This is a genomic window from Pedobacter sp. Leaf216 (assembly GCF_001421515.1).
Lineage (GTDB): Bacteria > Bacteroidota > Bacteroidia > Sphingobacteriales > Sphingobacteriaceae > Pedobacter.
This window is the reverse complement of the sequence record NZ_LMKM01000003.1, coordinates 78,651-96,273: the sequence shown is the minus strand read 5'-3', so window position 1 is coordinate 96,273 and position 17,623 is coordinate 78,651. Positions and strand designations below refer to the sequence as shown.

Genomic DNA, 17,623 nt, shown 5'->3' with positions numbered 1-17,623 from the left:
CTCTGAATTATATCAACATAATATCGATCGCCACCAGGCCACTACTGCTCAAATCAATTTCAAACAGCACTTCATCGCTAACATCAACCTTGGTGTTTAAGCTTTCCAAATTAAAAATAATTTCCTGCTCATTTTCATCTTCAATGAGGCCGTGTCCACGAGCTTCATCTACGCTCAGTATTTTTCCTTTTCGCATTTAAATAATTGTAATTTATTAGGTATTAAATCAATTCACAAACCTCCGGTTGGTAACCACAGGTTTATCTTATCATATCATTCAGGTCGTAAGATGCCGTTCTGAAATTTTTAATCTTCAGTACAAGTCCTACACCATCAATCCTTTCATTGGTATATAAATTCCCATTCGGAAATACCTGCGATCGCGGCAGGCGTTGTTTGTTTAAAAATGTGCTGAAAGTTTTAAAGTAATCTTTCAGGTTAATGTCTGTATCAATCATCGACCATAAATCTGATATATTTTTCAACGCTAAAGATTTATTTTTCACAGCATAGCTAATTACAGCTTTGGTTACATCTTTTTGTCGCTCAACCCTTGCATGATCGTCGTAACAAGTTCCAGCCACCCTAACACGGGCATAAGCCAGGGCTTGGTCGCCAGTCATTTTAATAGTTCCGGTGCGAGTAAGCGGCAAAAGCGGCACACCCTTTAAATAGGCCTGTTCTCCTATATAATTATTTACATAATGGTGGATGCCTTTATTTATTGTTAAAGTTATTCCTCCAAAAGAGTCGATCACCCTTGCCGTATTGCTAAAATCGGTAACGATGGAAGAAACCAGTTTTGTTTTAAAATTTGCATTAATGGTAGAAATCAATAATTCCTTCCCTCCTAACCGATAAGCAGCATTTAATTTCTGGTTGCCATATCCCTTTATATATACATACGTATCACGTAAGATAGAAGTTAACCTTACTTCCTTTTTTTTCACCGTAATAACCATTATTAAATCGGCATTGCCTCTTTTATTCTCTTCCCTTGAATCTGATCCGATCAGTAAAATCTGCTGTGCATAAAGCGAATGTGCAAACAGCATGAGTAATACGGTAATTAAGAAAGTGGATTTGATTTTCATAGTTGTAGATAACATTGGTTTATAAATGAATTTTGAGGTTTTTAGTTGCGTGCAAAGCTACCATGAGGCTTTTGCCTCCCATATAGCCTTTTCTCACTAATTGGATCGGCTGCTGACTTATGTAAACGATAAAGAGCGGCTTATAATTAACATTTTACAAGCAAATTGTACCGGTTGCGCATCATAAACCACCCAAAAAGGCTATAGATTTGTACCAGTGCTTTAGGTAGTTTTGCAGAAATGGCATTAACCTCAATCATTACCGTAAACTATAATCAGCCCGGAGTTACCCTTGATCTGTTGAACTCAATTAAAAATAATTGTGCTTTGGATGAGATCGAAGTAATCTTGGTTGATAACGCCAGTGATATCGATTATGAAACTCAGTTTAAAGCCAGTTATCCAACACTAAAATACATCCGTTCGGAGGTAAATCTTGGTTTTGCGGGAGGCAACAACCTGGGTATACAACAAGCCACCGGACAGCATATTTTAATGATCAATAATGATACTGAACTCATACCAGGATTTGTTGAGCAGCTTAATGCAGAAATGCTTGCCCACCCTGAAATAGGTATTCTCTCTCCCCTAATACTTTATCACGATGATCCGGATATTATTCAATACGCAGGTTACACACCAATAAACTTAATCACCGGGAGAAATAAAACCATTGGTTTAGGCCAGTTAAATAAAGGCCAGTATGCCAATGCCAATTATGAAACATCGTTTTGCCATGGTGCTGCAATGATGTTAAGGAAAGCAGATATCGATCAGATTGGAATGATGCCTGAGCAATATTTCCTGTATTATGAGGAATTGGATTGGTGTGAAATGTTTAAGCGTGCGGGCAAAAAAATCTGGTTTACGGGTAAAACACATATTCTCCACAAAGAATCGATGAGTGTAGGGAAAGAAAGTACCATTAAAACATACTTTCTTACCCGCAATCGCCTGTTGTTTATGCGGCGCAATAGCAGTATGATCAACGTAATGCTTTTTAGCCTGTATTACCTCTTAATAGCTGTTCCGAAACAATTATTCGGCTATCTTCTTAAAGGAAGAACCGACCTGATACCCTTTGTTTTCAAAGGACTGCTCTGGAATTTATTTCATTCGAAAAACCACCTTACAAGCCAACTGGCCAATAATTTAATAATTGCGCCCACTGTAAGTAGCTCGAAATAGAATGGTATTAAAGGACTATTGAGCAACTATGCTGTTTAGGCTACCTTCGTGCCAATCGGCAATAGGGATATAATAAACCTGCCTACTGCTGTTAACGACTTAATTCAAAGCTGATAAACAATGATTATTTTCCTCTGGACCTGCCTTTTTATTGTAACCTATACTTTTGTTGGTTACGGATTGGTACTTTATGTACTTATAAAAATTAAACGGTCATTTTCTAAACCTAAAAATTTCCTGGCAGATGCCGCACTCCCTTCGGTAACTTTGCTTGTAGCCGCCTGGAATGAGGAAACAATAATTGTAGATAAAATAAAAAATACGCTCCAGCTTGATTATCCAAAGGAGCTGTTACAGATCATTTTCATTACGGATGGATCTACAGATCATACCCCTGATTTGATTAGCCCGTACAAAGAGGTTATTTTAATGCACAATAACGACCGCCACGGCAAAATGGCGGCCATTAAGCGGGCGATGCCAAGTGTAGATGGTGAAATTATTGTATTTTCTGACGCGAATACCTTTTTAAACCGGGAAGCACTGCGTGAACTTGTAAAACATTACCAGGATAAAAAAGTTGGTGCTGTTGCAGGTGAGAAACGGATATTGGTAAACGAGCATGCAGATGCGAGTTCGGCAGGAGAAGGTTTTTACTGGAAATACGAATCAAGACTAAAAAAATGGGATTACGAATTATACTCAAATGTAGGGGCCGCAGGCGAGCTTTTTAGCATCCGTACCTCTTTATATGAACCGATTGAATCGGATACGATTATCGACGATCACATGATTGCGATGAGAATTGCCGAAAAAGGTTACCTAATTGCGTATGAACCTGCAGCATATGCCAGTGAAACTGCATCAGAAAATACAGGTGAAGAACTTAAGCGAAAGATCAGAATTGCCGCTGGTGGAATTCAATCAATCCTCCGGTTAAAAATTGCAGCAAATCCTTTCCGATATCCTGTTTTAACCTTTCAATATCTTTCGCATAGGGTATTAAGGTGGACCATTACACCTTTCTTACTGGTTATGGCCCTTTTAACAAACATTTGGATTGTTTACAATCATGGTGCTCCATTTTATACGGTTTTGCTTACCGCGCAATGTATTTTTTATGTGCTGGCAATCCTTGGATTTTTGATGGAACGTAAAAGTATCAGAATCAAACCCCTATTTATTCCATATTACTTCTGTATGATGAATTATGCAGTGGCAGCAGGGATTGTGAGGTATATTAATAAAAGCCAGAGTGCGGCCTGGGAAAGATCGTTGAGGAAATAGCTTTCAAATATGGTAAAATTTGCAATTTCCCTTCATAAATGGAGGGAAATTCAGCAGAAATCAACTAAAAATCTCCCGTATTTGTATTCTTTTGCCTACTTCGCATATCATTATGCGCAATCTCCTTATTCACAATAACAGGTTGTTACAGTGTCTATTTATCATTCTGGTAACCTGATTATCTCAATTCCTAATAGCCCTTTCGCACTATTTCAATCTACATCTATATAAGGTACTTTAGTAAAAAAAATTAAACAGTAATAACACGTCACAAAACTCATAAAAACAGCAATTTACGTTATCATATATTAAATGCGGCGCTACCAATCTTAATCTCGTATGCTTAATAATACTCTATCTGCCCTTATCACTGCCCAATGTAATGTATCCCCAAATAACATTGCTCTCGAATATAATAATCAGTCGCTTGCCTATGGCGAACTTGATACCCGATCTAATCAGTTAGCTAATTTCCTGATTGAAAAAGGTGTAAATAAGGATTCGAGAGTTCCTATATTGCTTAACAGATCATTTGAAATGATTATTGCGGTTTTGGCGATAATGAAATGTGGTGCAAGCTACGTCCCGATTGATCCATCATATCCTATGGAAAGGATTAGTTATATAATTGATGACATTGACGCAAATTTTCTCATCACTGCATTAAAAACCCCTCCAGGTTTCACTGGTACCACTATACTGCTGGATGGGAACCCATCTCCTGTTGATAATGCTCCAAAAACACCATTACCAGCAATTACAGATGAGGAAGCAGTAAGTTATATTATTTATACCTCCGGCTCTACAGGCAAACCAAAAGGTGTGGTTGTACAAAATAAAGCGGTGAGCAGCTTCATCATCAATCAAAGCAGCTATTATGGCATAACAGCAGCAGATAGAATTTTGCTATTTTCCAGCATATCATTTGATGCTTCCGTTGAACAAATATTTTTAGCCTTAACCACCGGCGCATGTTTGGTTTTGTTGCCCGAAGAGCTATTGGCAGATGTAGAAAGGTTTACAAAATATGTTTCCGATAAGGAAATCACACATCTTGATTTAACTCCGGGTTTTTTAGAAAACCTTAACCCCGAAAAATATACAACACTGAAAAGAATCGTTGTAGGTGGAGATGTTTGTCCGAAAGCCTTATTTTTAAAATGGCAGTTCAAAGCCGATTTTTATAACGTTTATGGTCCTACTGAAGCAACGGTAACCACTACTGCCTTTAAATGCAATGCTGATCAGATTTCGCTTTCCGAATCTTTACCCATTGGTAAACCTTTGGCCGGAACAACCATTTACATTCTTAATGAAACAAAACAAGAGGTAGCAGCAGGAAAAGTAGGTGAAATTTACATCACTGGCCCTCAACTGGCTAAGGGCTATTTAAACAATGATGCACTTACGGCACAAAATTTTATAAGCATAAATTCACTTGGCAACCACCTGTTTTACAAAACCGGTGATATGGGAAGATGGCTGGCAGATGGCAATATTGAATACATAGGAAGAGGTGATGAACAGGTAAAAATAAGAGGTTACAGAATTGAAATCGGCGAAATTGAAAATGCGTTAAATGCAAGTCCGATGATTAGCCAAAGTGTTGTGTTGGTTAAAAATAACACCGAAAGTGATAAGCAATTGGTTGCATTTGTGGTTTCTGATGCATCTTTTAACAAAACCGATACCGAAGCCTATTTAAGCAACAGGTTGCCAGAATACATGATACCCAGAATTTGGGTTCCGCTTGAGCAAATGCCGCTTACCATTAGTGGCAAAATTGATAGAAAGCAACTCGTTATTCCAGACTATTCCGATCTGCTGGCTACCCCGTATGTAGCACCACGATCAGCGTTAGAAACAAAAATTGCTGCCGTATGGAAAGAAGTATTAGCAGTAAAACGCATCGGTGTAAATGATAATTTTTTCGATCTTGGCGGCAATTCACTTTTATCACAGCGTTTAATTATTGCCATGGATGCCCAGGATATTAAAATCCCTGTGGTAAAGCTTTATCAGTATCCAACTGTTTCGGGGCTTGCAAATTACCTTAACAAGGCATTGGAATCCACTCGCTTAAAACGTCATTCGAATGGCAATAAATCAAGGGATATTGCTGTAATTGGCATGGCAGGCAGATTTCCGGGAGCAGAAACCATTGCCGAACTCTGGGATATATTGGCGCAGGGAAGAGAAACAACCACTTTTTTTAGTGATTCAGAACTGGATGTTAATATACCCGAACAGGTAAAACAAGATCCCCTGTATATCAAAGCCCGTGGCATTATTAAAAACCCAAAAATGTTTGATCCGGATTTCTTCGGTATTAACAGAAAACTGGCCGAATTAATGGATCCGCAGCACAGGATATTCCTCGAAATTGCTTTTGAAGTGTTAGAAAAAACAGCGCATCTTCCTGCTAAAGTAAATTACAAAACAGGAGTTTTTGCAGGCTGTGGCCCTAATTTCTATTACGAAACCAATGTATTGGCGCATCCCGATAAAATCGAAACAATGGGTAAGCTTCAGGTTACCACAGTTAACGATAAAGATTACATTGCCTCAAGAACAGCTTATCATTTAAACCTTAAAGGCCCCGCAATTAACATTAACTCGGCCTGCTCAACCTCTCTACTAGCCATTTTGGAGGCTGTAAACAGCCTAAGGGCCATGCAGTGCGATATTGCACTTGCAGGTGGAGCAAGTATAAATGCATCCATCAATAGCGGCCATATTTACCAGGAAGGAAGTATTTTAAGTAAAGATGGCCATTGCCGCCCTTTTGATGATGAATCAACAGGTACAGTTTTTAGTGATGGTGCAGGAGTGGTTTTATTAAAAAGACTCGAAGATGCTGAAGCAGATGGAGACACAATATATGCGGTAATAAAGGGTGTTGGGGTAAGCAATGATGGCTATGAGAAAGCAAGTTTTACTGCTCCAAGCACTGACGGACAGGCAGATGCAGTACTTTCTGCCATTGTAGATGCCGATATTGAAACCACAGAAATAACATACATTGAAACCCATGGTACCGGAACACCAATTGGCGATCCGATTGAATTTGAAGGCCTCCTTCAGGCATTTGGAAACCAGGTAAATAATCAATACTGCGCCATAGGCTCAATAAAAAGCAATTTCGGCCACCTTACAGAGGCGGCCGGCGTGGCAAGTTTTATAAAAACCTGTTTATCTATCTATCATAAAAAGTTAGTACCCTCAATCGGCTTCAATACTCCAAATAAGAATATTAATTTCGATAATAGCCCATTTTTTGTAAATAACCGCCTTCAAGATTGGAATGATCAAAAGCGAATTGCTGGCGTGAGTTCGTTCGGAGTAGGTGGCACAAATGTGCACGTTATTTTGGAAGGTTACGAAAATAGCATCAATGCCACAACTACCAGCCGTGAGTTTGAACTCATTCCTATTTCGGCAAAATCAGCCGAGAGCTTAATCAGCTACAAATCGCAGTTAAAAAACTTTGCATCACTACATACCGAAACGCTTGCCGAAGACCTTGGTTTTTCCCTGCAAAACTCACGTGGCGTTTTTAACCACCGTGGTTTCGTAGTTGTTGATACTAAAGAAAACCTGGCAGAACAGCTGGCAACCAACAATCAGGATTTATTTTTGAATAAACAGTTGACAAAAAAAGCGAACGACCTCGTTTTTATGTTTCCTGGGCAAGGCTCACAATACCATAATATGGGCTTTGGTCTTTATCAACAAGAGGCCACTTACCGCCAGGCTATTGATGAGTGTGCAGAAATTTTAAAAGATTTGATGGATATTGACCTCATAAATCTTTTATTTTCTGCTGATCAAAGTAAAGATGTATTGCAGAACACTCAATATGCTCAGCCGGCAATTTTCGCTACAGAATATGCTATGGCCAAATTATGGATGAGTTTTGGATGTAATCCTGATGTATTTTGTGGCCACAGCGTTGGCGAATATGTAGCCGCACATTTAGCAGGTATTTTTTCGCTTGCAGATGCACTGAAACTGGTTGCCCTGAGGGGAAAAATGATAAGCGAATTGCCCGCGGGCGGAATGTTATCTGCCAGGGTAAAAAATATTGATCTCCTTAGTATTTTACCGGCAGATCTTTCTGTTGCAGCAGAAAACACCAAAAACTTATATGTTATTGCCGGTCCGGTTGAATCACTTTCCAACTTTCAAAAAAAACTTGAAGCTATTGGCATTCCAAGTAAATTTCTTTCATCCAAACATGCGTTTCACTCCTCCATGATGGATCCGGTGATACCAGCTTTCCGTAAGCTTGTATCTACAATTGCCCTTTCTACTCCAAAAACACCTATAATATCAACAGTAACAGGCAGTTTACTTACCGATAAGGATGCGCTAAGTGTAGATTACTGGACAGATCATTTAAGAAAAACGGTAAAGTTCGAGGCCGCTGTAACGCATATTACTTCCACATACGACCCAATATTTCTGGAGGTTGGCCCTGGTGATACCTTAAGTATTTTTACCAAACAGATCATAATGGAGCAGCCTGTTGCAAGCACAGTAATTGCGGGCATAAAACAAGGTGAGGCAGACACCAAACAGATTATTTATGCTCTTGGAAAACTTTTTTTAGAAGGCCGCGAAATAAACTGGAAGGAATATTATAAAAATCAACAACGGAAGTTTCTCGAACTTCCATCGTATTGTTTCGAAAGAAAAAAATACTGGGTAGAGCCAGCCACAAACCATTTGCCCAACCCGCTAAAAACTAAATTTAACGATATTACTATGGATACTGATCAGAAAGAGACGCAAAAGAAGATGCTTATTACAAAGGTGAAAACGGTACTGGAAAATTCTTCCGGAATTGAGTTTGAAGGAGTAGATATCAGTAAAAACTTTTTGGAGATTGGTTTCGATTCACTATTGCTTACCCAGGTAGCGAGTTCGCTCAAAAAAGAGTTTAATGTGCCAATTACTTTCAGACAGTTAAATGAAGAATGCTCTTCCATACAAACGTTAACCGATTATATAAGTAAATTTATTACGCCAGAACAGCCTATAGCAGAACCTCAACCCAATTTTTCAGTTCAAAGCACTCAACCTCAAACTCAGGATCATACTGCGTTATCACTACTTTCGGCCCAGCTTGAGCTTATTGCCAAACAGATTCAGTTGTTAACCAACCTTCCGCAGCCTGCGCAACCAATTAGCTCAAATATTCCTGTAGGAGCACCCCAGAAAGTAAACAAACCAATAAAAACCGCACTGGGTGAATTATCAAATGAAGAACGAAAAGAAATAAGCAAACCCTTTGGTGCCACTCCAAAAATTGAATTTACCAAAACAGAACTTGATGGAAAGCAACGCCTTTTCTTGACCGAACTTACTCAACGTTACAATTTAAAAACTTCGAAAAGTAAAAACTATACGGTAGAAAGCAGACCATACATGGCCGATCCACGGGTAGTAAACGGCTTTAAACCAGCACTTAAAGATTTAATTTACCCGGTAGTTGTAAAAAAATCAGAAGGCAGCAAACTTTGGGATCTGGATGATAATGAATACATTGATGCATTGAATGGATTTGGATCCAACATGCTGGGCTACCAACCTCCATTTATTAAAGAAGCACTCCATAACCAGATTGAAAAAGGTTTTGAGGTGGGTCCGCAGCACGAATTGGCAGCTGAGGTAAGCAAACTGATTTGCGAATTTACCGGATTTGACCGGACAGGTTTATGCAGTACTGGTTCAGAAGCGGTAATGGGCTGTATCCGCCTGGCTAGAACCGTTACTGCCCGCTCAATAATTGTAGCATTTTCTGGCTCTTACCACGGTATTTTTGATGAGGTATTGGTAAGGGGAACGAAAAAATTAAAATCTTTCCCGGCAGCAGCAGGCATTATGCCCGAAGCCGTAGAAAACATACTCATCCTTGATTATGGAACTGATGAAACACTATCGATAATTAAACAAAGAGCAAACGAAATTGCGGGGGTTTTGGTAGAACCAGTACAAAGCAGACGGCCGGAATTTGTACCGGTTGCGTTCTTGACCGAACTCCGTAAAATTACCCACAATCATGACATCGCGTTAATTTTTGATGAGGTAATAACAGGATTCAGGATGCATCCGGGTGGTGCACAAGCCCAATTTGGCATAAAAGCCGATCTGGCCGCTTACGGAAAAGTAGTAGGTTCGGGTATTCCCATAGGTGTAATTGCTGGTGAAAGAAAATTTATGGATGCGCTTGATGGTGGCTCATGGAATTATGGCGATAGTTCGATACCTGAAGTAGGCATTACCTATTTCGCCGGTACCTTTGTTCGTCATCCACTTGCACTTGCCGCAGCCAAGGCATCACTTCTTTATATGAAAGCACAAGGACCTGCCTTGCAACAGCGGTTAAATGATAAAGGAAATTTTATCGCTCATGCCCTAACAAAAGAAATTGCGGCAAGGCAGCTGCCAATCAATATCGTTAACTACGGTTCGCTATGGAAAATAAAGTTCGAACAGGATATTCCCTACAGCGAACTGCTTTTTGTACTCATGAGGGAAAAAGGGATTCATATCCTTGATGGCTTTCCTTGCTTTATGACGGAGGCTACCACTTATGATGACATCAATAAAATAATCAGTGTTTTTACCTCTTCCATCGATGGACTTATAGAAGCAGGCTTTTTGCCGGATCACCGTGGTGAAAAAGCGGATGCAATACATCAAAATACGGCCATTGTAATTGACAATAATACTCCTCCAATTGCTGGAGCAAGATTAGGGAAAGATCGTTTTGGTAACCCGGCCTGGTTTTTAGAAGATCCGCAAAACGACAAGAAATTCTTACAGATTCAATTATAAGTTACCTAAGATGATGCCTTTAGAATTAGAAATTGAGCCGTTAACAGTTGATTTTAATCCCTTCGAAGATGAGCGGGCCATAAACAAAGTGATCTCCATAAACAAAGCACAGCAGGAAATTTTTATTTCCTGTTTATTGGGTGGAGATGAAGCTAACCTCGCCTACAATGAATCGGTTACAATTAACCTGACTGGTAATTTCGAAATTGAATACTTTAAAGCAGCTTTTGCCCAAGTGATAAACAGGCATGAAGCCCTGCGAAGCGTAATAAGTGGAGATGGAGAAAAACTCATCATTTACAATGAAATGCCTTTTGAAATTGCGGTGCAAAACCTTTCTCATTTACCGCAAAAAGGCAGAGAAATTGAGTTTAGCACTTTTTTAAAATCGCAGATGGCCATACCTTTCGATTTAAACGAGGGGCCACTTTTCAGGGCATTTGTACATCGCAACGAAGTAAAACAACATCAAATTACCTTAATTTTTCACCATATTATCTGCGACGGGTGGTCATTTGGCATTATCCTCGAAGAACTTAGTAAACTATATAGTGCATATGCCAGTGGATCAGCGCATTCCCTTCCTAAACCTTTCCAGATCAGCGATTTTGCAGTTGTAAAAGAAACATACCGCAAAAGCCCCGATTTTAGGAACACAGAAGAATTTTGGTTAAATGAATGCGCCGGTGATTTACCTACAGTAAACCTGACTACAGATTTTTCTAGGGGTACTCAACGAAGTTATCAATCAAACAGAATCGATCAACACTTGAGTGGCAGTGTAATTAAAGACTTAAGAAGCCAGGGTGCCAAAATAGGATGCAGTTTGGTAACCACCATGTTATCTTTATTTGAAATCCTTATTTTCAAAAAAACAGGTCAGGCCAATCTGATTATTGGTTTACCCTCGGCAGAGCAGGCAGTAGGTGAATTTTACGATCTGGTGGGCCATTGCGTTAACATATTACCGGTAAAAAGTTATGTTGATGCCGAAATGCCGCTAAATGATTACCTAAAAGGGCGTAGAGCACACCTGATGAATGTTTATGAACACCAGCAGTATAGTTTTGGAGAACTTTTAGAAAAACTTAAAACCAAGAGAGATCACTCCAGAGTGCCGCTTGTACCCATTGTGTTTAACATCGACATGGGTATGGACAGTGATGTGAGATTTGATGGACTTGAGCACCAGATTAACTCCAATGCAAGATGCTGTGAAACTTTCGAACTTTTTGTTAATGCCACCGATTCACCAGATGGACTTATTTTAGAGTGGAATTACAACGCACAACTCTTTTCTCAGGCCCGTATTAAGGCCATGATGCAGGATTATGAGCTCCTGATCAACAGTATGATCAAAACTCCATCCATTTCGATATATGATGCGATAATGGATGGAAAGCTTAAATCAGTAACAATTGGCAAAGCATTGGCTAACAATCAATCTTTCGTTGAACTTTTTAGCAACAGCGTATCAAAGTTTCAAAACCGCCGGGCAGTAAGTTTTGAGCAAAATGCACTTACCTTTTTATCGCTCGATAAAAAATCAGATGCATTAGCTTCCGTTTTAAAAAATAAAGGAATAAGAAAAGGCCATATTGTAGCCATCTCAATCAGCCGTTCCATTGAAATGCTAACCGGAATAATTGCCATTTTAAAAACTGGTGCTGCATACCTCCCGATAGACCCTACATTGCCCGCTGAGCGGATAAATTATATGCTCACCGATTCGGGTGCAACATATTTATTTTCTAATTTACTGGCTCATGTTCCCGTAAAACTGGAAGTACTCAATCCCGAAGAAATTTTTACCTCACTGGATGCACATCTTAACAACTGGCAAACTCCCACCATCAGTTTAAACGATACCGCTTATTTACTATATACCTCAGGCTCTACCGGACGACCGAAAGGGGTTAAAATAAGTCATGGTAACCTTGCAAATCTTTTACTGAGTACAAAGGAAATGCCTGGCATAAATTGTGAAGACCGTTTGCTGGCAACAACAACCATTTCTTTTGATATTGCTGCGCTCGAACTCCTTTTGCCGCTTATTACCGGTGCAGAAACAGTAATTGCTAGTGATGCTGCATGTAAAGACGGAAGGTTAATCAACAATATAATTTCAAGCCAAAAAATTTCGATTATTCAAGGTACGCCTTCCACCTTGAAGATGATTTTAAATTCTGGTCTTGAAACAAACAGCCTCAAGGTTTTTGCAGGTGGTGAGCAGCTGGATCTTAATCTGGCTAAATCGATTATGGCTACAGGAGCTAGTTTATGGAACATGTACGGCCCTACTGAAACCACCATATATTCGATAGGTAAACAAATATCAGTTAGCGATGAGTTGATTACGATTGGCAAGCCCCTTCATAATACGGTAATTTACATTAACGATGCCGCAGGCCGGCCCGTGCAAATGGGCGATGTAGGAGAAATTTGTATCGGTGGAGAAGGTGTTGGTTTAGGATATGTAAATAATAATTCGCTCATGAGCGAGAAGTTTATTTTCGCAAACGATGGCTCCAATATCATTCTTTATAAAACGGGCGATCTTGGCATTATGCTCAACAATGGAGAAATACAATGTCTTGGAAGAATAGATCATCAAATCAAAGTGCGTGGGCATAGGGTAGAATCGGGTGAAATTGAGAGCATTATAAACGCTCAACCAGAAATAAGCGATTCATTAATTATTCAGCGCAATGATACCGGGGCAGATGATTGCCTCGTGGCTTACCTCACAATTTGCGAAACCCAATTGGCCAATAAGGAAATTGTTCTCTCTACAGAAACAGATAACACTGAAAATCAACTCCTTTTGAACAGAAATTACAGCAAGTTATTGAAGAACAGACTTAAAACCCTTTTGCCAGATTATATGGTGCCGGATTTTTTTGTAGCAATGCGTGTTTTCCCACTTTCTGCAAGTGGAAAGGTAGATCGTGATATATTGCCTAAACCTGAAAGAGCGCAATATCCTGTAAATAAGGATATCACTAAACCGATAAACCCAACCGAACAGCTGCTCATAAACCTTTGGAAAGATGCCCTGGGTGTTGAAAAACTGGGTATTGAAGACGATTTTTTCGAAATGGGCGGCAATTCGCTGATGGCAGTAAGGGTAATGGTGGCTTTGGAAAAAAAGACAGGTATCCGCCTGCCACTAAACGTACTCCTTACCCATTCTACCATAGAAAAACTTGCCACACAGTTCGTTACTACAGATAGTGAGCGTTCTAAAACGATTATTCCGATCAGAACAGGAGGCTCTAAAGCACCCGTTTATCTAATTCACGGCAGTGGACTTAACGTATTATTATTTAAATCGATAATTCCCGCCCTGGATGATGACCAACCAATTTATGGAGTGCAGGCAATTGGTTTAGACCGTTATGAAGATCTTCCGGATACCCTTGAGGAGATTGCGGCAAGATACCTTGACGAAATCCTCGAAATCAATCAAGATGGGCCATATAACATCGTTGGTTATTCATTAGGAGGCTTTATTGCCTTCGAAATGGCCAAACAACTTAAAGAAATGGGTAAAGCTGTTAACCTTTTGGGAGTAATTGATACTGATACAGGCCAAAACGCACCAATTAGGCAATTAGACAATAATTTTGGTCATTTTGTAAAACGACAGTTCAAAAAAATTCCTTTTATAGCCAATTCTTTTAAAAAGAGACCTGTTAACACGGTTAAATACCAGCTTAATGCTACAAAAAAACGGCTTTTCAAAAACTTTGTAAACCAACATGACAGTGATTGGGGATTATTCACCGATCGCGAGAAAGAGTTGTATAATCAATACGATCAGGCATTGGAAAAATATTATCTACAACCAAGCGATTTAAAGGTAACCTTATTTAGAGTAAGTGAAAGGTTATATTTCCTTGATGACCTTACTTATCTTGGATGGGACCGCTTTGCACTTCAAGGCGTTGAGGTTTGCGAAATCCCAGGCGACCATAAAACTTTTATATCCGCCCCACACAACGAGGCATTTGCCAATATTTTACAAACAAACCTCAACAAGCATCAACATGCTAGCTAACAAACTGCCCGTTATTTTAAACGTGGATTGGCGAAGCCTCGATTCTACTGAAGATATTGACCTGACGAAAAACAACATTTTCAAGATCAATTTTGAGCTTTATTATCAAAAATTCTGCAACCAGATTAATGAGATACTTTCGCCAGAGGAGATAAAAAGATCCGGGTATTTTTTGAAAGCACACGATACGCGGCGTTTTATTGCTACAAGGCTCGCCATCAGGAAAATAATTTCACAATATACCGGCACCGTGCCTCAATCGGTAATTTTTAACCAAACGGCAAACAAAAAGCCATCTACAGCTGGTATCGAATTTAACATCAGTCATAGTGCGCAATACATTATGATTGCCATGAGCGAAAATCCGATCGGGATAGATGTTGAACATATAGACCACCCTGTTGATGTGGGCCAGCTAATCCCCTACTGCTTTTGCACAGCCGAGGAAGAATTTATAATGCTATCGGAAGATCAGAAAGAATCCTTTTTTACCTTATGGACGAGAAAAGAAGCACTGCTGAAAGCTACAGGAGAAGGACTTATCGATAATCTACTGGAAATTAACTGTTTGGAAAATATACAAACCAGATCATGCAAACCTTACCGCCTGGTAACGATGCGTGCAGCTCCCGACTATATCTTTACCCTTGCTACAAGTGAAGATCTGGAAACCGTTTTTTGGAATTTAAATTAAACACAATCAATCAATGCAAACCGTAAATAAAGTAGATCACATCTCCTATACAGAATTTATAGCAGAACATGTAAATAAAAGAAATCCTGTTGTTTTTAAAAATGCTTCAAAAGTTTGGGGTCAGCATACCTTCGGACCTGATTTTTTTAGTGCACATTTCGGTAATTACAAAAAAGAATTTGAGGGAAAAATGTATACCATCAACGAAATTTTGGAACTCACCCTAAAAAGCACCCCAAAAAACCCTGCACCTTACCCAATTACTTTTGAACTTCCTTACGATATACCAGGCTTTATGGAGCATATTAATCCAATCCATATGAATTATGCTACGCCAAACTGGTTCGATTCGAAGATTTTTCCTTATGGCAGATTTGGTAAAAACATTAACCTTTTTTTTGGTGGCCAGGGCAACCAATATTCGCTGCACAAAGATTTTTATCATACCAACGCCTGGATTACACAGCTTTATGGCGAGAAAAAATTTATTCTTTTTCCTGGTGAGCAGGATGAGTTTTTATACGCAGGCAAAAAAGGATATTCCAATTTTCTTTCCCCTGTAAATATCTTAGATCCGGATCTGCAAAAGTACCCCCTCTATAAAAATGCCAGATCGGTAGAAGTTACACTCCAACCCGGAGAAACCATTTTTGTACCAAATGGGGTATGGCACACAACTGTAGCTCCTGGACAAAATATCTCCCTTATTTTTGATCAGATGAACGCTACAAATTATAGTGCATGGCTTACAGATATGTATAACATCAAAAAGCAAAAAAGCCAAACCGGGGCTATTGTAAATTACGGCTTTGCCCTAGCAGCAGGCATGATCTGCAAATTAAAAGGTTTAGTTAAAACATCATCATAAGCTGTTTTAGCATACATCAAAACCATAATGCTGTAACCAATGCAATTGCCAAACTAAAACCCATTGATTATAATGGTATTAAAGGGCTATTGGCTTAAAATTAGGCAAAGTTTACCTTCGCATTGATCAAAAATCAGATCAGAAAAAAAATTATAGCCCTTAAAAAGAAATATGAAAATAGCAGTAATTGGCACTGGTTATGTTGGCTTGGTAACAGGCACTTGTTTGGCAGAAACGGGTAATCAAGTAACCTGCGTGGATATCAATACCGATAAAATCGAAAAGATGCAAAGCGGTATATTACCGATATATGAACCAGGGCTGGAATTACTTTTCCACCGCAACATCAGCCAAAACCGACTAATCTTTACAACCGATCTTGCATCTGCCATTAAAGAGGCACAAATTATTTTCATGGCTTTACCAACGCCTCCGGGTGGAGATGGAGCAGCCGATCTTTCTTTTATTTTAGGTGCCGCCAAAGATATTGCTGCGTTAATTACTGATTATAAGGTTATTGTAAACAAATCTACTGTTCCTGTAGGTACCGCAGATAAGGTTAAAGCAATTTTTGAGCAATACAGTACGGTTGAAGTGGATGTGGTTTCTAACCCCGAGTTTTTACGGGAAGGGGTTGCCGTAGAGGATTTTATGAAGCCAGACCGTGTAGTATTGGGAACGACCAGCGAAAAGGCAACAAAAATAATGAGCGATTTATATTCACCATACGTGCGCCAAGGGAATCCTATCCTGTTTATGGATGAAAAATCTTCAGAACTTACTAAATATGCAGCCAATTCATTTTTGGCCACAAAAATTACTTTCATGAACGAAATTGCCAACCTGTGCGAATTGGTTGGAGCAGATGTGGATTCAGTTAGAAGAGGAATTGGTGCCGACGAAAGAATAGGAAAACGCTTTCTTTTTCCTGGCATTGGTTACGGAGGTTCGTGCTTTCCGAAAGATGTGCAGGCATTGGTAAAAGCTTCGGATGATTATGCATATGATTTCAAAATATTAAAATCGGTAATCGAGGTTAACGACAGTCAAAAAACAGTACTTGTTGATAAAGTACTTAAATACTATGGTGATGATGTGAACGGAAAACACTTTGCTTTATGGGGACTGGCTTTTAAACCGGAAACCGATGACATTAGAGAAGCACCATCACTATACATTATAAAAGCATTACTTTCTAAAGGTGCTACCATAACAGTTTTTGATCCTGAGGGAAGCGAAAATACCAAAGTCTTTTTTGGAGATAAAATTTCTTATGCCACAAACCAATACCAGGCGATTAAGGGAGTAGATGCGCTTTTAATTGCTACTGAATGGTCGGTATTTCGCAATCCGGATTTCGATCAGATGAGTATTTTAATGAACGAAAGGGTAATTTTTGATGGCAGAAACTTATTCAATCTTGAAAAAATGATCGACCTGGGCTATTATTACAATAGTATAGGTAGGCAACTGATTGAAAAAAATGATGTTACCATAAATCTTCACCCTGAACAGGAAGAATACACAACTATTAATTAAAAAAATAGAAATTCGTTAGCATTACCAATAGAATTTAATATGTAAACAAA

The 17,623-nt window shown here is 39.2% G+C and carries 9 protein-coding genes; 7 read left to right on the top strand and 2 right to left on the bottom strand.

Annotation, left to right across the window (positions count from 1 at the left end; genetic code table 11):
* Window positions 1-7: 7 nt before the first annotated feature.
* Window positions 8-196 (bottom strand): hypothetical protein, encoded by a 189-nt coding sequence (locus ASE74_RS02265; RefSeq protein ID WP_055903536.1) that lies wholly within the window; start codon window positions 194-196, stop codon window positions 8-10.
* Between the two features lie 64 nt (window positions 197-260).
* Window positions 261-1,094, bottom strand: a complete 834-nt coding sequence (locus ASE74_RS02260; protein ID WP_055903533.1) for an LCP family protein — start codon at window positions 1,092-1,094, stop codon at window positions 261-263.
* A 240-nt stretch (window positions 1,095-1,334) separates the two neighbouring features.
* On the opposite strand from ASE74_RS02260, the gene ASE74_RS02255 reads away from it, so the two are divergent.
* The 7 genes from ASE74_RS02255 (at window position 1,335) to ASE74_RS02225 (ending at window position 17,573) form a co-directional block, all read left to right on the top strand.
* The gene (locus ASE74_RS02255; protein ID WP_055903530.1) at window positions 1,335-2,282 is read left to right on the top strand and encodes a glycosyltransferase family 2 protein; all 948 of its coding nucleotides are present in this window, start codon (window positions 1,335-1,337) and stop codon (window positions 2,280-2,282) included.
* A gap of 120 nt (window positions 2,283-2,402) precedes the next feature.
* On the top strand, window positions 2,403-3,569 hold the full coding sequence (locus ASE74_RS02250; protein WP_055903527.1) for a glycosyltransferase family 2 protein: 1,167 nt from the start codon (window positions 2,403-2,405) through the stop codon (window positions 3,567-3,569).
* Between the two features lie 339 nt (window positions 3,570-3,908).
* Window positions 3,909-10,412, top strand: coding sequence for a type I polyketide synthase (locus tag ASE74_RS02245; RefSeq protein ID WP_055903524.1), 6,504 nt, complete (start codon window positions 3,909-3,911; stop codon window positions 10,410-10,412).
* A gap of 10 nt (window positions 10,413-10,422) precedes the next feature.
* Window positions 10,423-14,472 (top strand): non-ribosomal peptide synthetase, encoded by a 4,050-nt coding sequence (locus ASE74_RS02240; RefSeq protein WP_055903521.1) that lies wholly within the window; start codon window positions 10,423-10,425, stop codon window positions 14,470-14,472.
* Window positions 14,462-15,166 carry a 4'-phosphopantetheinyl transferase superfamily protein gene (locus tag ASE74_RS02235; protein ID WP_055903518.1) on the top strand — a complete coding sequence of 235 codons (705 nt, stop codon included), beginning with the start codon at window positions 14,462-14,464 and terminating at the stop codon, window positions 15,164-15,166. The genes ASE74_RS02240 and ASE74_RS02235 overlap by 11 nt, the downstream gene beginning before the upstream one ends.
* Before the next feature lie 13 nt (window positions 15,167-15,179).
* Complete coding sequence (locus tag ASE74_RS02230) at window positions 15,180-16,034, top strand: cupin-like domain-containing protein (protein WP_055903515.1); 855 nt, start codon at window positions 15,180-15,182, stop codon at window positions 16,032-16,034.
* Between the two features lie 171 nt (window positions 16,035-16,205).
* Window positions 16,206-17,573 (top strand): UDP-glucose/GDP-mannose dehydrogenase family protein, encoded by a 1,368-nt coding sequence (locus ASE74_RS02225; protein ID WP_055903512.1) that lies wholly within the window; start codon window positions 16,206-16,208, stop codon window positions 17,571-17,573.
* Window positions 17,574-17,623: the final 50 nt, after the last annotated feature.